The organism is candidate division Zixibacteria bacterium HGW-Zixibacteria-1 (genome assembly GCA_002838945.1).
Lineage (GTDB): Bacteria > Zixibacteria > MSB-5A5 > GN15 > PGXB01 > PGXB01.
The window spans coordinates 1-19,086 of sequence record PGXB01000005.1 but is presented as its reverse complement, the minus strand read 5'-3'; the positions used below and the strand labels follow the sequence as shown (position 1 = coordinate 19,086).

Annotated in this window: 19 protein-coding genes and 1 tRNA gene; 11 read left to right on the top strand and 9 right to left on the bottom strand. The window is 44.3% G+C overall.

Annotation, left to right across the window (positions count from 1 at the left end):
- Positions 1–43: 43 nt before the first annotated feature.
- Complete coding sequence (locus CVT49_03375; protein PKK84377.1) at positions 44–559, top strand: AAA family ATPase; 516 nt, start codon at positions 44–46, stop codon at positions 557–559.
- A gap of 145 nt (positions 560–704) precedes the next feature.
- The gene (locus tag CVT49_03370) at positions 705–1,169 is read left to right on the top strand and encodes a deacylase (protein PKK84376.1); all 465 of its coding nucleotides are present in this window, start codon (positions 705–707) and stop codon (positions 1,167–1,169) included.
- 444 nt (positions 1,170–1,613) lie between these two features.
- Here the strand turns inward: CVT49_03370 and CVT49_03365 are convergent, their stop codons facing one another.
- Positions 1,614–1,979 carry a hypothetical protein gene (locus tag CVT49_03365; protein ID PKK84375.1) on the bottom strand — a complete coding sequence of 122 codons (366 nt, stop codon included), beginning with the start codon at positions 1,977–1,979 and terminating at the stop codon, positions 1,614–1,616.
- A 150-nt stretch (positions 1,980–2,129) separates the two neighbouring features.
- Between CVT49_03365 and CVT49_03360 the strand changes: the two genes are divergently transcribed.
- Positions 2,130–2,345: a hypothetical protein gene (locus CVT49_03360; protein ID PKK84374.1), complete on the top strand. Its 216-nt coding sequence runs from the start codon at positions 2,130–2,132 to the stop codon at positions 2,343–2,345.
- A 212-nt stretch (positions 2,346–2,557) separates the two neighbouring features.
- Complete coding sequence (locus CVT49_03355) at positions 2,558–2,923, top strand: hypothetical protein (GenBank protein ID PKK84373.1); 366 nt, start codon at positions 2,558–2,560, stop codon at positions 2,921–2,923.
- Positions 2,924–2,947: 24 nt separating this feature from the next.
- Here the strand turns inward: CVT49_03355 and CVT49_03350 are convergent, their stop codons facing one another.
- From CVT49_03350 to CVT49_03315, 8 genes are all read right to left on the bottom strand, one after another.
- Positions 2,948–3,661, bottom strand: a complete 714-nt coding sequence (locus CVT49_03350) for a hypothetical protein (protein PKK84372.1) — start codon at positions 3,659–3,661, stop codon at positions 2,948–2,950.
- Positions 3,662–3,785: 124 nt separating this feature from the next.
- A complete protein-coding gene (locus CVT49_03345; protein ID PKK84371.1) occupies positions 3,786–4,262 on the bottom strand; it encodes a hypothetical protein in 477 nt (158 codons plus the stop codon).
- A 172-nt stretch (positions 4,263–4,434) separates the two neighbouring features.
- Positions 4,435–5,262: a 3-methyl-2-oxobutanoate hydroxymethyltransferase gene (gene panB, locus CVT49_03340; protein ID PKK84370.1), complete on the bottom strand. Its 828-nt coding sequence runs from the start codon at positions 5,260–5,262 to the stop codon at positions 4,435–4,437.
- 11 nt (positions 5,263–5,273) lie between these two features.
- On the bottom strand, positions 5,274–5,924 hold the full coding sequence (locus CVT49_03335) for a deoxynucleoside kinase (protein PKK84369.1): 651 nt from the start codon (positions 5,922–5,924) through the stop codon (positions 5,274–5,276).
- Positions 5,911–6,447: a 2-amino-4-hydroxy-6-hydroxymethyldihydropteridine diphosphokinase gene (gene folK, locus CVT49_03330; protein ID PKK84368.1), complete on the bottom strand. Its 537-nt coding sequence runs from the start codon at positions 6,445–6,447 to the stop codon at positions 5,911–5,913. Before folK ends, CVT49_03335 begins: the two co-directional genes overlap by 14 nt.
- Before the next feature lie 3 nt (positions 6,448–6,450).
- Positions 6,451–6,849, bottom strand: coding sequence for a dihydroneopterin aldolase (folB, locus tag CVT49_03325; protein PKK84367.1), 399 nt, complete (start codon positions 6,847–6,849; stop codon positions 6,451–6,453).
- Between the two features lie 2 nt (positions 6,850–6,851).
- Positions 6,852–8,024 carry a hypothetical protein gene (locus CVT49_03320; protein PKK84366.1) on the bottom strand — a complete coding sequence of 391 codons (1,173 nt, stop codon included), beginning with the start codon at positions 8,022–8,024 and terminating at the stop codon, positions 6,852–6,854.
- Entirely contained in the window at positions 8,021–8,710 is a 690-nt protein-coding gene (locus CVT49_03315; GenBank protein PKK84365.1) for a class II aldolase family protein, read from the bottom strand. The genes CVT49_03320 and CVT49_03315 overlap by 4 nt, the downstream gene beginning before the upstream one ends.
- Positions 8,711–8,930: 220 nt before the next feature.
- Here CVT49_03315 and CVT49_03310 point away from each other — a divergent pair, with 220 nt between their 5' ends.
- From CVT49_03310 to CVT49_03280, 7 genes are all read left to right on the top strand, one after another.
- The gene (locus CVT49_03310; protein ID PKK84364.1) at positions 8,931–10,427 is read left to right on the top strand and encodes a hypothetical protein; all 1,497 of its coding nucleotides are present in this window, start codon (positions 8,931–8,933) and stop codon (positions 10,425–10,427) included.
- A gap of 55 nt (positions 10,428–10,482) precedes the next feature.
- Positions 10,483–11,340, top strand: a complete 858-nt coding sequence (locus CVT49_03305) for an RNA polymerase subunit sigma (protein PKK84363.1) — start codon at positions 10,483–10,485, stop codon at positions 11,338–11,340.
- An 81-nt stretch (positions 11,341–11,421) separates the two neighbouring features.
- On the top strand, positions 11,422–13,827 hold the full coding sequence (locus CVT49_03300; protein ID PKK84362.1) for a hypothetical protein: 2,406 nt from the start codon (positions 11,422–11,424) through the stop codon (positions 13,825–13,827).
- Positions 13,828–13,877: 50 nt separating this feature from the next.
- Positions 13,878–13,961 (top strand) — tRNA-Leu (locus CVT49_03295).
- A gap of 116 nt (positions 13,962–14,077) precedes the next feature.
- Complete coding sequence (locus tag CVT49_03290) at positions 14,078–15,181, top strand: hypothetical protein (protein PKK84361.1); 1,104 nt, start codon at positions 14,078–14,080, stop codon at positions 15,179–15,181.
- A gap of 408 nt (positions 15,182–15,589) precedes the next feature.
- Positions 15,590–17,875, top strand: coding sequence for a hypothetical protein (locus tag CVT49_03285; protein PKK84360.1), 2,286 nt, complete (start codon positions 15,590–15,592; stop codon positions 17,873–17,875).
- A gap of 18 nt (positions 17,876–17,893) precedes the next feature.
- The gene (locus CVT49_03280) at positions 17,894–19,024 is read left to right on the top strand and encodes a hypothetical protein (GenBank protein PKK84359.1); all 1,131 of its coding nucleotides are present in this window, start codon (positions 17,894–17,896) and stop codon (positions 19,022–19,024) included.
- The last annotated feature ends 62 nt before the right edge of the window (positions 19,025–19,086 follow it).

The window sequence follows — 19,086 nt, the reverse complement described above, 5'->3', positions numbered from 1 at the left end:
GGTTATATATAATGAAAACTCAGGCATTGTTAGTAAGGTGCTTATGAAGCATAAAATTCTTATCACGGGAAAGCCGGGCGCCGGCAAGACAACACTCATGCGGAAATTGGCGGAATGTGTAAAGGACCGAAATCCGGCCGGGTTCTATACCGTCGAAATAAGAGAAGCCGGTATCAGGAAAGGATTTGAACTGGTCGGCCTGGATGGACGAAGGCAGCAGCTTGCTCATATCGATATTAAAAGTCGCTTTCGGGTCGGCAAATATGGGGTCGATATTGAGCGATTCGATGAGTTTCTGGCCGGACTTGAGTTTGACAAACCCAATTGTGATCTGATAATCATTGATGAAATAGGGAAGATGGAATGCTTCTCGCAGGTTTTTATAAACAGGATAAACAGTGTCATGAATTCCGGTAAGGCGATCCTGGCCGTCGTGGCTTTGAAAGGGGGCGGGCTTATTGAGTCGGTCAAAAGGCGGGCAGATGTTGAGGTATATGATTTAACGATTGAAAACCGGGATAATCTCTTAGATCAAATTCTTGGGTTACTGCAAAAATAAAGCGCAATTTTTTCTTTCAAATTCGTATCAAAATTAGAGAAGAGATTTTTTCAATAAGTCTCAGTTGCGATATCTCTACAGCGCCATGACAGAAATCTAGAAGGCTGAGTATAAATAAACATATTTATATCATGAGAGGTATGTCATGCCGTTGACAAAACTTAAAGAATACCTTGATAGTCATAACATAAAATATGTGACTATCAGCCACTCTCCCGCTTATACCGCCCAGGGCGTGGCGGCCTCGGCCCATGTTTCAGGGAGAGAGCTGGCCAAGACGGTGATGGTCTGGATTGAGGGAAAGCTGGCCATGGTGGTGCTGCCGGCCTCGGCCCGGGTCAATTTTGCCTTGCTGAAGGAAGTCATTGGTTCGGACAATATCGAACTGGCGCATGAGCAGGAGTTTCGTGATATGTTTCCGGATTGCGATCTGGGAGCCATGCCGCCATTTGGAAATCTATATGGTCTCGATGTCTATGTCTCGGAGAAACTTGCCGATCAGGATGAAATCGCTTTCAATGCCTGCACGCATACTGAAATAGTCAAAATGGCATTCGACGACTATGAAAGGTTGGTACGGCCCAAAATTTTACGTTTTTCTTATTACTAGTCCGAAAAATTTGCAGCTTTGGCGTCCTTCTGGCTTCGGTAAGGTTTTTCCCCATCTATAAAGGGTCGGGATTCCTTTTCAAGGATCCCGACCTTTTATTTGTTTTTGGGATATTTCCTATTCATATGCGAGCGATAATAATCGACCCCGCCTAAATGCAGGGCGGGTATTCATAGAATATTCAATTTTTATCAATCCGCCGGCCGGCGTCTGTTTCGGGGCAGTTTAATGTCGTACCCGGGACCGGCTACTGGCGCCCTCGCAACAATGGGCCGCTCTGGGAATCATGAAGCGATTCATTTTTTCCTCCGCTCTTGAAATTAAGGTACTGTTTTATTCCGGCCGTAGCGGCCACACACCGCCCCGGTCGGTTTATCTTTTTATAATTACTATATACATATATGCAGATATGCATATATATGTTTCAATAAAAATATTATTATTTTACTTTTTTCCCTTTTGGGGCTTCTTTTCCGGCTTTTTCTCGTCCAGTTTTACCACCTTGACTTCTAGGCAGTCGCAGAAACCGACACAGCAGTTCTTGATAAAAACTTTCTCGAGCCGGTGGTAAATTCGCTGCCCGTCGCGGCGGTCGACCACAATCCCGGCGTCACGCATAATGGCCAGATGGCGGCTGGTGGTCGGCTGCGATACGCCGACCGCCTTGGCGATTTCGTTGACCGTTTTCTCGCCGGTGGAGAGAAAAACCATGATTTTCTGGCGGGTCGGATCGCCGAATGCCTTAAAAAGCCGGCTGTATTTTTTCTCATCCAGCCCGCAGGCCACCAGTATTTGTTTCAAGTCGGTCATAATTTCACCAGTATTCTAATATCCTCATATAACTATATATATTTATACGCAAAGGCAATAAAAAAGTGAGAAAATAGCCTGTCTGGACGAACGATTTTATTGAATTTGTCTATTTGTGGTCGGTATATTTAATGAAGGAGGGTTAGCCATATGTCGTTCATAAGAAGTTTCATCGGGTATTTCAATGAGCGGTCCGGGCGATGCACCATCTATGATGTCAAGCTGTTGCAGGGCGTCGGGATACTGATCGGGCTTATCCTGGCCCAATTAATACCGGCTCTGCTAAATATAAGCGTCTGGTGGTTTGTGGGCCTGCTTATTATCCTGATTATCCGCCCATTCTACCTGTTTTTTATCCGGAAATGAGTTGGCGCTGTATCGGCCAAATTCAGCGGCAGGTGATAATAGGATATTAAACGTCCACTATTGCCCGCATAATTATATTTTTAAATAATCGGCCGATATAATATAAATTATTGACAGGAAACGCTTTCGCGCTTCCTTCAATCGGATGATATAAGCGGAATCACAAGATTCATTTTGGATTTTGGACAATACTAATATTTGAGGTGAACCTGATGGACAACCGCAGAAAACAGCAGCGTAGATGTCCCAGCGCCTATTACGGAGTTTACGACCGAACCAGCGAAAAACTTCTCGGCGGCCTGGCCGATCTGACAACCGAAGGATTAATGATTGTCGGCGAGACTCCTATCGATGTCACTCAGACCATACAAGCCAAATTGGCCATGACAAAGACAATCCTGGGGAGCAAAGAGATCTTTTTTACGATGACCTGTGTCTGGTGCCGCCAAAGTGAGGAGACCAAGCTGTACAATGCCGGCTTCAAAATTGTCAATATCGCCGAAACAGAGATTGCAAAGATCGAGCAATTGCTTCAGCGCCGCTCGTTCGCCGAGACGGTTGCCCTGCATTCGGATTAATAATTCAGAGATGGTGGTGTCGGGTTAATCTTCGTCTGCCAAAAAGGAATTTTGCCACTGAATATGCTGGCACAACCCATCCAGCCCGGGAAACATCGTCATTGGATTATATCCGCATCGATCAAGTTCTCTTCGAATTGATGAAAATTCTTCCGCGGGTATGATAATCTTGGATAGTCTTTTCTTATATACTCTTGTCTTTTCGAATGCCGTAAAAATCTTCAGTCTGTGATCGAATGAATGCGCCGTGAACCAGCCTCCCTGGGCCGAAATCCGTGCATCAATATTCCGAGGTTTGAACAGCCTTGTTCTTTTGATCTTGAAGGGGTCTTTATTAATCAGGTCCGCGAAATCCGAGCTTAATGTCTCGAAAGCCCAGATCACTCCATATTGATCTTTCAGGGGAGGGTTCCCGACCGCAAACCAAAGCGCCGCCAGGGGATTAATCGTCCAATCCAGAAGGCGAGTCGCCATTCCATGATGTTGGGCGAGAGCCAGCCAGTCCCATGCGTTCAGGGTGACCGAACCCAAAAAAGGCGTGGATTGTCTGATAAATTCCGTAAACATTTTTTGTTCACGAGCCAATACCGGCTGATACATTTTTATCCGGGCGATTTTGGGCAATAACGGCTTATCGATATTTTGCCCGCGAAATAGAATATCGTTGTCGCTGTCATATTCATTTTCAAGAAGGTGCATATATTCCGACATGGTCTTAATTATATGATGTTTTTTCATATTATAGGCTCCTTCCTTGAATAATAATCAGTGACAATAGTGTCAGCACATACATGGCGATCCACAGAAGGACTTGGCAAAACCATGACAAAAACCATCCCAAAAGCAGATACTAAAAATCCTATTATTGAAGTTTATCATATGATTGATATAGTATCTTAATGTGTTTTCGTTTCATTTTATAAGTTTTCCCAGTGGAGTCACAAATATATATACTCCATGGTTTGTCCTTGATTGCCTCAAAATTATCAAAAATAATATTAAGGTCTTCTCCTTCAGCCAATTTCTTGGGTAAATCATCGCACATTATATAACCATGCATTTTCCCAATCCATTTTGTCTTCCTGGCTAGACATTTTACTAAAATTGCTCTCCTGCCAACATTAGTTATTGTAAAGCTTAAGCAAAGCTCACTTCTCTGTAAAATTCTATGCCCCTCATTGTTTATCCCTGCGTTCCTATACTTGTGAGCAATCATCCCATATAAACGAAGTTTTCCTCTGTCTCTTGCCATAATTATATAGCTCAACGTCACTGCAATCGTAGAGACAATTACTCCATAACAAGCTAATATTTGTGTAATATCTAAATTAATAATCATATTATGTAATTAGTACATTAGTAATTTCTTCTCTAAAAACTATCATGTTTGATACCGCCTGAAGTGCCTCAGTTGTGAGAATATAAAAATTTATGGTATCCAAAGTCAATAATTTTCTAAAATCCCGCCGTCGCGGGAATGACATTACTATGTAAATAGGAGCTATTATTACCTACTCAAACGACTCGTCGTCGTTTGGGTAGGAGCCGGTTTTGACATCGTTGATAAAAGCACTGGCCGCTTTTTCGATGATGCCGGATAGGTCAGCGTAGCGGCGAACAAACTTCGGCTTGAACTCATCATACAAACCCAATATATCATTAATTACCAGCACCTGCCCGTCGCAATCTTTGCCGGAGCCGATGCCGATCGTCGGAATATGCACCAGCTTCGTGATCTCGGAGGCGGTGGCGGTTTGGATCAGCTCGAGCACCATCGAGAAAGCGCCCGCTTCCTCGAGCGCCTGCGCCGATTCGAGAAGGTACTGTTTCGAGGCTTCCTTGCGCCCTTTCACTTTGGCGCCGCCGAACCGATGAATCGACTGCGGGGTGTGGCCGATATGGCCCATCACCGGAATCCCGCATTCGAACAGCCGCTTGACGGTCGCGGCCATCTCGATCCCGCCCTCGATTTTGACCGCCTCGGCATAAGCTTCCTTGAGAAAGCGCCCGGCGTTGGTGATGGCGGTTTCCAGCGACGGCTGGTATGACAGGAACGGCATATCGGCAATGACGAGGGCATTGGTGCTGCCGCGCGCCACGGCGCGCGTGTGGGCGATCATGATATCCATGGTGACCGGGAGCGTGCTCCGCTCGCCATGCACGACCATCCCGGCCGAGTCGCCGACCAGAAGCGAGTCGATACCGGCCCGGTCGAGAAATTTGGCGGTGTAATAATCATAAGCGGTCAGGACGGCGATTTTCTCGCCCTGTTTCTTTTTCTTTATGAATGTACTTACGGTGATTTTCTTCGAGCCGTTATGTTCGTTGTGCACCGACATGACCGCCTCGTTTACTTGATGGCATGTCCGGCCGGAACATAGTACTTCTTGCCGGAGATGGGTTTGTTGATTTCTTCCACCAGATTCTCGAAATCATCCTGATTGGCGACAAAGTCGATATCATCGGTCTTGACGACCAGCAGGGGAGAGTCGTCATAGTGGAAAAAGAAATAGTTGAAGGCTTCATTCAGGTCGTTGATATAATCGACATCGATATTTCTCTCGAAACCGAAATTTCGTTTCTTGATTCGGTCCAATAGCACCGGGGTGGATGTCTGCAAATATATGGTCAGGTCCGGTTTGGGGATATCGGATTTGAGAAGCGGCAGAATTTTTTCATACAGTATCAGTTCGCGTTTGGAAAGATTGACGGTGGCGAAAATGTGGTCGCGGATGAATGAATAGTCGGCGACGATTTTTTCGGCAAAGAGATCGCGCACGAGAAGCGACTGCTGTTGCTGCTGGTAGCGGGTCAGCAGAAAAAACATCTGCACCGAGAAGGAATATCTTTTCCGGTCCTTGTAGAAATCGACCAGGAAGGGATTGTTCATTGCATCGTCCCGCAAAATCTCGGCGCCGATCTTTTGTGCCAGCATCCTTGCCAGCGTCGTCTTGCCCGCGCCGATAACGCCTTCAATGGCGATATAATTAGGTATTGGCATGTTTGATGCTGATTTCCTTGAATAATATTATGCTCTGCCTGTCTTTTTTCCTAAGATATGAATCAAACCGCCTCTTTGTCAATGGGTGGACCAGGTCGGGCTCGATTTGAAGCAGCGGCACCAGCATAAAGGGCCGTTTGGTCAATTTGGGGTGCGGCACCGTCAGGCGCTCCATCCTGCAGACATGATCCTCGAATAGAAGAATATCGATATCCAGTGAACGCGGTTTGTAATCGCCCTTGCTTTTGCGTCCCACCTGCTTTTCTATTTTTTCGATGTTGGCGAGAAGCTCCAGCGGGGAATAATTGAACTGACCCTTAATCACCATATTGAGAAATGACGGAGAATTTTCATCCATTTCGACCGCCTCGCTGACATAAAGAGGGGAGAAGTCGATGGTTTCGAAACCTTCCATAGCCGATATCAACCGGCAGGCGGTCAGCAGATTATTCTCACGGTCACCAAGGTTCGAACCCAATCCCAGATATACGGTTTGCGGCATTATTTTCTCCTTTTTGGCCATTTTTCATTCTTTACTTTTTGTATCGGCCAAAATCTTGGAAGTATCAGGCTGGCGCCGCGTTACTTCGATTTCAATATGATCGATTGTCCCGGCGATCGGCGGGATCATCTTCCTGATACGCAGCGTAACCCTGAAAACCGGGAATTCCTCAAGGATGGCGTCGGCAATGGCCCGGGCCAGGCTTTCAATCAGCGAAAAGGCCTTACCCTCGACAATCTGCTGAATTTTTTGATAAACCGCCACGTAGTCGATCGTGTCCTTGATCGAGTCGGTCTGACCGGGCGGGGCGAGATCGGCCTCGAGCTCGCAATCGACCTCATAGCGCCGGCCGGTTTCCTTCTCGGCGGCAGAGACGCCGTGATAGCCGTAAAAAACCATTTTGTTGAGACGGATAACGTCCATATTTATTCTCCGCTTAGTGACCTGATAGTCATTTTCCGTGATAAACGCTGATATGCTTCTTTATAGCTTTCCGGGCCGGCGGTCAGCGACAACCGAATAAAGCCCTCGCCGATTTCACCAAAAGCGGTGCCGGGAAGGGTGAGGATTCTTTTGCGCCGTAGCAGCGCCGCCGCATAGGTCGAGGATTGTTTTCTCTCCGGTATTTTGATCCAGAGAAAAGGCACCGACCGATCGCCGACCTGTGTCCAGTTCATTTTTTCAACCAGCCGGAGAGCTTCAAGGCGGGATTGCGTTATTAGCTTTCGGACCATTTTGATTTCAGCCGAGGGGTAATTCTCGATTGCCCGGACGGCCGCTTCGACCCACCCTTTTGGCAAAGCCAGGGCCAGCGTCTGCCTGATAGTCGTCAGACCGGCAATTGTTTCCGGCGTTCCGACCGCAAAGCCGAAAGGCAGGTAAGGCATCCCGAAGGTAAAAGGAAATGAAAAGATTTCCATGCTGACCTTGTCGCCGCCCGGGATAGCGCGCAAAGGCCGGAATCTTTCTTCGGCCAGTGAGCAATAGGCGGCGTCATTGATGATAAATAGATTTTGCTTGGAAGCAATCTGAATCAGCTCGGCCAACTCGGTTTCATCGAGCATTGTCCCAAACGGATTATTGGGATTGTTCAGCGTGATGATTCTGGCCGCCTTGCCCAAATTTGAGGTAAGTTTGACAAATGCCGGCTTATAATCGGTGTGGGATGAAATCGGATAAGTGACCGGCACCCCGCCAACCGCAATCGCCAGTCTTCGGTAAAACGGCATCCCCGGTTCGGGGCAGAGAACAATATCGCCGTATTCGACATACGCCAGAAAAATATCAAAAATAATCCGGTGAATACCCTGGCCGATATATATTTCTTTTCGGGCCTCTACTTTAATTCCATATTCACGCTTCAGCCAACCGGCGATCGCCTCTTTTAGCCTCAGCATATCATCGGCATCGGCCAATTCCAGCGATTTTTCGGAGGCGGCTGTATTCGTTTCAGTGACCGGCCATACAAAATGCCCCAGATCGACCGTCGGTATCCGCTTTTCCGTGGACTTCAGTGCCCGCCGCGGATAAAATTCCTCCAGGTCGAAAGGGAAATGATACAGCCTGTCGGCTTTGTCCAGCACCACCTTTTTTATCATAATTTGCGTTCCTGTCTTATGGCTTCAGCAATTTTTCTCAGCCTTTCGATCTCGGGGTTGTCAAGAGGGTCAATTTCTCCGGCGCCGCCGGCAATATAAAATATTTTGGCAAAATGTTCAACCGTTTCCATGCGATAAAAGGCTTCTTCCGGGTCCCGGCCGATTGTCAGAACGCCGTGATTTCGAAGCATGAAAGCCACATGGTCTTTTATGAACGGTTCAAGCGCCTGTGGGACGGCTTCGGTCCCGGGCGAGGCATAATCGGTCAGGGGGATATCTCCGACCGAAAGAATGACTTCAGGCAGAATATCGGGCGGCAGTCCACGGCCGATAATCGACATAGCGGTGGCATAGGGGGGGTGCGCATGGCAACAGGCCTTTATATCGGGGCGCCGTTGGTAGACAAAGAGATGCATCAGCATTTCCGATGATGGCTTTCCGACCCCTGAAATCAGCCCACCCCTCGGATCGACCAGAACCAGGTCTTCCGGCTTAAGAAAACCTTTGGCTGATCCGGACGGGGTTATGAGTATTTTATCGCTGGCAACAAGGCAGGAGATATTGCCGTCCGTTCCGGGGACAAAACCGTTCCGATACAAACGGCGGCCGATTTCGACCATTAATGTTCTTTCTGCGGAATAATTCATATAAATTACCATATTAAACTTAAAAATTATAAAAGTCAATCACTTGCCGGCAGTTATTCTTGAATTTTCCTCAATCCTCTCCGTATATTTTAATGTCTTGGTGTTCAAAAATTTAGGCTGTGTGAGTGATAAAAAAAAATACGAAACCACGGGGGCGCGAGGCCGGTATAATCTCTAAGAAGCTTGTGAAAAAATGTCAATAATTGTATTGACAGAAATGAATTAGAGTCGTATAATAAAAAGCTATGTTGTTTGGAGGTTGAACTTGAGATACGGGTCGTTTTCTATCTTGGGGGCAGGGTATCGTTTTTTCTCCCTAGGATTAATAGTAGTCATCTGCATCATTGCAGGTATTCTTATCGCGTCCAATCTCGATTTTACCAAAAAATCGGCTGCCAATATTTCGAATCAGAAATATCCGGTGGTTCAGAATGAGGACGACGAATACGAATCGCCTTTTGTGGCGGTTGTCAACAACGTCCAAGATGCCGTGGTAAATATTGTGGCCGAGGTTTCCACGGAATACAGTTATCATGACGAATTATTCTGGCGTTTTTTCCAGATTCCCCAGGAGCCATCCATATCGAGTGGATCCGGGTTTTTCTTCCGTGAAGACGGCTATATCCTGACCAACTATCACGTTGTCAAAAATGCCAAGAAAATTGTCGTGCGGACCTCATCCGGGTATCGTTATGACGGCTCATTTGTCGGGGGCGACCCTCAGACCGATCTGGCCGTACTGAAAGTAGATCCGCAAGAAAAAATAGAATATATTCCATTCGGCAACTCCTCCAAAATTATGGTGGGTGACTGGGCCATTGCCATCGGTAATCCCTTTCCCCAGCAGGGCCTTGACAGGACAGTGACGGTGGGTGTGATCTCGGCCAAGGGCCGCAGTAACCTTCGGTTTGGCGAAGGTACCCCGCGTTACCAGGATTATATTCAGACCGATGCCTCGATTAATCCCGGCAATTCCGGCGGCCCGCTATTGAATCTCAGGGGCGAAGCAATCGGTGTCAACGCCGCCATATCCAGTCCGACCGGCGCTTCGGTCGGCATCGGTTTCGCCATACCGATTAACCTGGCCCGATCGATTGTTCCTGACTTAATTGCCACGGGCAAAGTTTCGCGCGGCTGGCTGGGCGTGTATCTCGCCGACGTCAACGAGGCCCGGGCACGCCAGCAGGGGCTCGACAAGGTCAAAGGGGTTTATATTGAAGATGTTTTCAAGGAATCGCCGGCGGCCGATGCCGGTATCAAGACCGGCGATATTTTGTTAAAATTCAACGGTGAATCTATTCTTGATGCCGACCAGTTTTCGGTTTTGATTTCGACCGCTCCCAAGGACCGGGATTCGCAAATGGAAGGTATCCGTGACGGCAAGCCTGTGACATTCAGCGCCAGATTGGTTGACAGTGAGACATACCAATTGACACATGCGTCGCAATTCGAACAGCCGAATCAACTCGTGACCTGGCTGGGAATGGAATTGAAAACATATAGTGAGAATGTTGCCAGGCAAATTAATTCCGATTATTTCCCGGGTGTTTATATAAACCGGGTGGTTAAGGGCTCACAGGCATACCTGGCCGGTGTTATGCCCGGATCGATTATAACTCAGGTAGATAACAAAGAAGTAAAAAACCTGGCCGATCTGCAGATAATCGCCGAAAGCCTTCAGAGTAAGAGCACGGCAATACCGTTCCTGCTGGTCGATCCGGGGGGTTCGATTGAGTACAAGGCCGTCAGGCCTTAGTGTAGGGGTGCTTCTGATGCTATGGGTACTCTTATTTAAGGAGGATTGTTGATATATTGTGGCTAAGCAATCATTAAAGTACCGTGATGAAGACAGATCTCTGGATCTGTATCTCCGAGAGATCGGAGAAACGCCACTTATCGACGCTGCCGAGGAAGTGAGACTGGCGAAACAGATCAAGCTGGGCAATATGAAAGCCCTGGAAGCATTGACCAAGGCCAATCTCAGATTCGTCGTCTCTGTCGCCAAGCAGTATCAAAACCAGGGCCTGTCGCTGGCCGATTTGATCAATGAAGGCAACATCGGTTTGATCAAGGCGGCCAAGCGTTTCGATGAAACGCGCGGTTTCAAGTTTATCAGTTATGCCGTGTGGTGGATTCGTCAGGCAATCCTGCAGGCACTGGCCGAGCAGAGCCGCATTGTGCGGCTGCCGCTCAACCGGGTCGGAACTTTGCACAAGATAGGTAAAATTTCGAGCTCGTTAGAACAGGATCTGGGACGCGAGCCGTCGCCGGATGAAATCGCCAAAGAGCTCGACCTTTCCGAGGGCGAAGTTTCGGACACGCTTAAAATCTCCAATTCGCATCTCTCGCTCGATGCACCCTTTTCGGTTTCCGAGGATAATTCGCTGATCGATATCCTCGAGGATGAATTCCAGCCCGCTCCCGATGAGGAATTACTGGAATCATCCCTGAAAATGGAAATCGAAAAGGCCCTGGATACATTAACGCCGCGTGAGGCCGAAGTGATCAGCCTGTATTTCGGACTGAATCATGAAAAGGCTCTGACACTCGAAGAGATCGGCGCCCGCTTCTCCCTGACACGGGAAAGGGTGCGTCAGATCAAGGAAAAAGCGATCCGCCGTCTGCGCCATGCATCGCGGAGCCGGTCGCTGCGAGCTTATTTGAATTAAAATGATGTTTTCATTATGATTAAGCCGCCTTCGGGCGGCTTTTTTATTTTGCATCCTTCCGGCCACCTGGCTTTAAATTGAATGTTGACAAATTGCATACAAGTAATAATTTTAGTTGCTTATTCAACAGGGAGCGAAAATGTGAAGAATGTAACAGGCGTACCGATCAACAAAAACAGTATTTTATATATTTATGTAATTTTATTCCTTCTGGCTGGAGCCTTTTTCGCCTTCTCCGGTGGCGGATACTATACCGCAGACTCCGTAAAAAAACTGAATGATATGGTCGAAATAAAGATTTGGCTGTTTCTATCAATTATTATGGCTGCCCTTATCTATAATTCGTCCCTGGATAAAACTCAAAAACTATGGGCATGGATTTTTGCACTGGCCTTTTATTTTGTAATCTTTTATGCCCTGTTGTTTAAGGGCACTGATTATGGTATGAATGGTCACTGGGGCGATAACGGTAATCGCCTGGCGCTCGTTACCAAATTTCGTGAATTTGCCTCGCCTTTTCAGGATTGGTATTACAAGAATCTGCCTTCATTCTATCCGCCTCTGTGGTTATATCTTCAGGGGAAATTGGCCTGGCTATTCGGTATCGAAGGCTACAAGACCATTAAGTATGGATACTTCGTCATCTATGCTCTATACCCGGTGATGCTTTTTTATGTTTGGAGTAAGGTTGGCTTGAAAAGCGCCGCTTTTGTTATTGCTTTTCTGACGCTGTTTTTAAGGGATATTCATCTCGACTATGTTTATTACGAACACATTACGGCCGCTTTCTTTGTGCCCTGGTGGCTCTATTTCGTGGAGGATGTCAGGAACCGGAAGAATAAGGGCATAGGCTGGTACGTGCTTGGCGGTTTCCTGGGTGCCCTGATCTTTATGACTTATTACTTCTGGTTTTTTATCGGTATCATCTCGATCTTTTTGAGGCCGGCCTTGCAGTTGCTTCTGGGCCGCAGAGGATTTCTCGAAACGTCGCCATTTAAAACCAAGCTTCTCATGCTGAGCGCCGTCGCTGTTTTTTCCTCAATCTACTGGCTGCCACTGGTGATCAGTATAATTCAGTACGGCGCCGATTCCATGCAGAATAAATGGTTTCATCTGGATTACCTTGATTTTCGTCTGCCTATCTTTAATTACAGTCTCGACAGTCTGATTTATATTACCGGATTAATCTATCTGGCGCTTCGAATAAGAAAACCCCTAAATGGCCGTTACATCTTGTTTCTTGCAAGTATGCTGGTTCTGTATCTGATAGATCGCATGCTGAATATATTCGAGACATCGATTCAGGCCCGGAAAATACTCGAACTTTTCCCTGTATTCCTGACGGTATCTGCAGGTTATGGCGTGGCATTTTTGTTCCGATATGTGCGAATTAAACGGCCGAAAATGAAACTGGTCATTCTGGTTGTCTCGGCCCTTTTTATTATTGTCTATGGCAATTCGCACACGGAGATTACTACTGAAAAGCATTACAAGAATGCCATAAATCAACGGCCGCCGGTGAATGATATCAATATCCTTAAGACTGTTGATTATCGCGGCAAAGTTTTCCTTACTAATCATTATCTGGAAGCTGTTTATCTGCCTTATTATTTTTTCCTTGGTCACTGGGGCCCGGCGGCGCATACGGCCTCGAGATTCGATAAGAGAATTGCATTTCTTCGATATGTCGGGGACTATTGCAACGATGCCCGGACGGCTTTCCTGTTAAGGAATAATTGCCTTGATCCGGTGGACTATTTTTATCTTCCGACTGACGATACGACGAAAACGGTCTATTTTGATGTTTACCCTCTATATTATCCTGCGATCACGACAAAGCTGCGCCTGGAATTCCCCGAAACGACGACGACGAAATCAAAGTATTTCAAACTTAGGCACAAATTCGGAATATATTCCATTGACTCGCCCGCGCAATCAATCCTTGAACTTTTTGGAAAGACCGATTCTCCCGTCGGGCTTTCCGAATGTGTCTCAAGATTTAATCGTCTTAATATGGCCGTAAACTTTCTGCCGAAAATATATGCTGACTCTCTGCGCCCATATTTAAGCCGGGCCGGGGAAGAATTAGAGGATTCGGTTTCATTCGAGCCGGAAATCTGCTTTGACAAAGGCATCAAATTATTGGCGATTAAAGCCGTCTCTGACGCCGCCGGCCATTCAAAACTCCGAATGATATTCGCTACCGATCGACGCATCGGCGAAGACTATACTATTTTCTGCCATGCATATCCGGTTAATAAAGATATGCTTGAAAGCGGTCGGGAATCATATGGTTTTGTCAATTGTGATATTTATCCGGTTAAAATGACCAGTAAATGGATTGAAGGGGAATACCAGCTGCTTGAGAAATCACTCGATCTTAAGCCGGGCCGATATAAATTCCATATTGGGTTGTTTTCCAGAAAAGAAGGCCGGCTTCCCCGGACTTATTACAGTTCCTATTTTAATATAGGTGAGATCAGGTAAAAAATAGTTGCCCTTGGCGAAAAATCTATTATATTGGCTGACGCTTTAATGCCGAAGTGGTGAAACTGGTAGACACGCTGTGTTCAGGGCGCAGTGCTCGAACGAGTGTGTGGGTTCGAATCCCACCTTCGGCATTTTTTATTGGGAGAAATCCGTAATTTTATACTTGACAAACAGTTATAATTGTCGATATTACTATTAAATCAACGCTGTGACCATATTGTGACCAACAATTTCAGGTTTTTTCGATATGGGAAATATCTACAAAAGAGGCAAAATCTGGTATGTCGACGTCCGGGTAAAGGGCCGGAGAGTCCGCAAACGGATTGGTTCATCCAAGCGCATTGCCGAATTGGCACTCAGGGACGCCGAGGTGCAAGCGGCGCGTGAGGAATTTGGATTCTCCAAGACTGATATAACCCTGGATAAATTCTTTGAGCTGTTTCGGCAATATTCCGGGGCCAGCCATCGTCCCAATACCACCGATCGATACCGTGCGGTCATAAACCATTTCCGGGAATTCTTGAAGGAATATCCGGATATAACCTTCATATCTGAAGTAAATTCCGAGCAGATTGACCGCTATAAGATCTTTCGGAAAAGTAGTCTGGTGAATGGCAACGGCCAACCTGTGGAATCTCCTGAGAAGGCAACTGACAAAACACGAAAAGGAGCGAAAGCACATACGATCAACTTTGAATTGGATGCGCTTCGGTTGATATTCAATCAGGCCATCAAATGGGGCTACCTGAAGGAAAATCCGACCAAATGGGCCAAGCGTCTAAAAGTCGATGATGCCAAACCGCCGCGGTTTCTGACAATAGGAGAGTGCCGAAAGTTCCTCGATGCCAGCCCTCCCGAATTATATCCGGTCTATTTCACATTTCTAAACACTGGGATGCGAAGATCGGAGCTTGAGAACCTGCAATGGAAAGATGTGGATTTAGAAAGACGTAGAATCCTGATCAGATTCAAAGAGAACTGGCAGCCTAAATCGGGGGAGAGGGACATTCCGATAAATGAAAATCTCCATGAGCTGTTGAAAAGCCTGTTTGATAAACGGTCAAAGAAGTCGCCAGATGATTATGTCTTCGCTATCAAGAGTTCCAGCCACTCCCGAAACTGGACGCGCGATCAATTAATAAAGATTGCCAAGGAAGCCGATATTGAAGGCCTAACCAAACTCCACACTCTACGTCACACCTTCGCCAGCCATCTTGTCATGAACGGTGTCGACCTGCCCACCGTCAAAAAGCTACTGGGCCACTCCGACATCCAAACCACCATGATCTACGCCCACCTGGCCCCAGATCACCTGGAAAAGGCGGTGGGGAAATTGAAATTTAAATCTTAAAATTGGTAATTAATCCAATAATGAAAATATCAGCTTAAAAAATATGTAGATGCCAACCATGTATTTTTCGGAATGGTTTCTTCAAAATAAAGTTTTATAAAATTTCCAAACCAACTACAACCAAATACTAATTGGACAAGCAAGGCATTGATAAACAGCGAGTTAGTGACGACATTAAAAAATAAAATGGGCAATTTATAAAATAAGCGCTAGCAAAAAGTGCCTAAAATAATTTTGCTAGTTAGAAAGGTTCAATAACTACCTGTTCGCTGCCTTTTAGACCTTGACAATAATAGATACTATTTTATATTTTAACAACGGCAATCTGCGGCATTTTAGTTTAATAAAGCGAATGCGACAACCACTGAATTTATTCAAAAAATTGGGCGACATGGCAGGTAAAATACAATGCATATGTTAGGCATCGGTAGTATTATCGATGGAATAGTATTTAAAGCCTATGAATATAGAGTATTTTTTAAGATTGTTGTGACTAGTGGACAATCCTATATGGGAACTGTACCAGAGGAAGAATTCTTTTGGTCAACCGAAGATAATAAAAACTATAATGATGTGTTTAAAATTGGTAGTTCACATAAGTTGCAGGTTTTGGCATTTAATAAGGATAAATATTCTTGTAACATTTTATTGAGTCGGCGATTTGTAAATCAAAAAACTGGTCAATCGAGAGACCCGTGGCTCTCTATCAACAAATATTATTCTGTAGGTGATGAAGTCATTGGTGAAATATTCCATATATTTGGCAACCATGCATATTGTGTTATAAATGAAGGCATAAAAGGAATTATAAATGTTAAGAATTTGACGGATTATCTGCTAAAACAGTATGAAGACAGTAATAAAGAGACGCCATTAAGTGGGGATGCTTTGCGACAATCTGAAGTGCTGTATAAGGGAGACTATATTGCGGGCAAGATATCAAATATTGACACAAATAAAAGACTTGTTGTGTTGGATGTTATTGCACCAATAGAAAGTCGAAGAAATAATACCGATATTAATGATGCATTAAGTATGCCAGCGCAGTACGATGGCGGTGCTTCAGTTTATCATAGCAATATAAAACATGATCTTGGCTTTAGAAATGTATGTTTTATAGATGATGATATGGCACTTGTCAATATGGTAAATAAGGTATTTCATGATTGGGGAATAAAATTTGTCACTTTTACTGATTATGAATCTATAAGTGATTATGCCCAGAAAGAGTCCATTTCAAATATTGATTTGTTTTTTGTAGATCTTAAGATTGGCCAAAATGCCAAAGCCGGAATAGAGATATCTAATCTGATAAAAGATAATTATCCGGATGCAAAAATAATTATCATGACTGCAATCAAATTGAATATGGTAATAGATGATCTAAATGCTCTAGGTATTCAGGATGTTTTATTAAAACCATTTTGCATTGAAGAACTTTTTGAGTGTATTCGAATAAAGGGCAGTTATCTAAGCCCGACTGGCCTTCGTAAGACTACTGAGAATGAAGGTGCTGCTGATGGACAGACTACTCTTTCGATTAAAATAAGGGATTATCTAAAAATATTAGTGGAATTGGCTGGGGCCGATGGTGCGGCCATATTTTCTTATGATCCACATAGTGAGTTTGTTGGACTTATTTCATGGAATAATGATAGAATCAAAGAGGGATATAACAAATGGTATAAATACTTGCATAAAAGTCCAATAAGAGATATTCTTATGCGAGGGGAAAGATTCGAATCGAACAACAAGAATCCATTTACTTTGCCGGGGAAATTTAGATATTTGTGTAAGCTGCTAGATTTTCAGCGAATCATTGGAAAGGAAATAAACGTGCCGTCCGAGATTGGATATTGTTATTTTCTGTTTTACTCCAGGAGAAAAACTCTAAGTGAAATAGACTATGCAAATGCGAATATTGGCCAAGCGGAAATAAGAAATTTATTAATGGAAGAAAACTATATCCAATGGGCGAAAGATAAACAAAAATTCAGTCTTGAAGGGGAGTTATTGACCCAATATGGGCATAGTTTATTTCAAGAATCATCTGCGCTTGAAGGAAACATTAATATTCTGCGAGAATATATTTTTAATAAATCAAAATACTGGGATATAAGTGATAAGGAGATCAGTAATGTTATAGATTGCATTCAGATGTCTGCAAAAAGAATAGTTAATTATGGAAAAAAATTAACATTAATATCATCCGAAAAGGTAGGCATAATTATTAATATTGAGGAATTTCTTAACACAATTATAGATTTTGCCAGGCATGAAGCTACCAGCAAAGACATAATTATAAGAACCAGGTATTGTGGCAATATGCCGAACATAAAAATAACAAAAATGGATTTGTTTGTGGTGATACTGAATGTAATGGTCAATGCGATTCAACAAATTAGTTGGTTTATTAATAAAATTGGAGAGATAGTTGTTAGTACAATATACCATTCAGACTGCGAGTATCCGATAGTTATTGAAATTAGTGATAATGCTGTTGGAGTACATCGAAAAAACTTTGACTGTATTTTTGAGCCCTTATATACTACGCGCAGAGGTGGGCATGGAATGGGACTTGCGATTGCGAAACAAGAACTTGAATCGGAAGAAGCCTATATTAAGGTAAAGGAAAGCATTATGTATCGTGGTACAGCATTTGAAATTGATATTCCCAATAATCTAATATTATAGACTTGGGAGGTTAGGTAAATGAAAAAACAGCAGCGGAAACCAGCTTTATTAATTATAGATGATAGCGTAGGCACGAGGTACCAGTTAAAGAATAGTTTTATAAATGAGTTTGATGTTAGTGAGGCAGCTAACTGGACTGAGGCGAAACCGCATTTGGAAAAAAGAAAATATAAATTCGTACTAATAGATCAAATATTGCAGGATTCTTTTACAAAGGATGGATTAAATGGTATTGCCATAGCAAAAAAGATCAATAAAGATTATGATACTACAATAATTATTTACACCTTGAAACCTAGTAAGGCGTCACATGATAAAGCATTTGAGGCAGGAGCTAAAAGATACATCGTCCAGGATCATAAAGATATTCCCAAATTAGTGTTGGAACTCAATAAGAGCTTACCGCATTTTTTTGAGTTAAAGGAGATATTAGTTAGTAAGCGACCTGAAACCGTTCTTAATGTGCTCCCACGATATTTCAATAATTTGGGTTGTGGTGTTAGTATAATTGATAAGGCTTATGGAATATGGTACCGCAACGATGAACATAGAAAAATGTTGGAGGGCATTGACTACGTAAATAAGACTGGCGGTAAACTCCGAGAGGGAGTAAGTTGTTGGGTAGAATATTTGTGTAAATATGATCAATCAGGTCCATGTGATAATTGTCCTGCTGTTACGGTTTTTGCAAACGGGGTTTCCTATCGATGTCCTGTGCCTATGAAGGTAGAATCATCCGGAAGGGTTAGATATTTTGATATAACGTCAAGCCCTATAAAGAAGGGTCGCCAAGTCATCGGGGCCATTAATACAGTCATTGATGTGACTGAAAGAGAAAAACTAATAGAAATGGGTTCAAGGCTGGTAACTGAAAAGATAATTGACAACAGAATAAACGTTTTGCTAGATGCAATAAGGACTCTGGGCTATGACAGAATAAGGTATTATCTTATTTCTGCTGATAGATCTGAAGCTGGAATGGAGATGGTGTTACAAAAGACAAAAGGACACAGGCAATTTGATAAGCCAAAGGATGGATTAAGGTTTCGTGTTAAGGGCGACCCATATTGGGAACATACCTTGAAGTATTTTCGAAACTATAATGCGTTTATATATGGTCTTCCCCTAAAAAAATGGACACATAGTTAAGATAGGGTAGCCGCCCGTTCGAAGTCAACTGGATTTTTAAAACCCAGGCTCGAATGACGGCG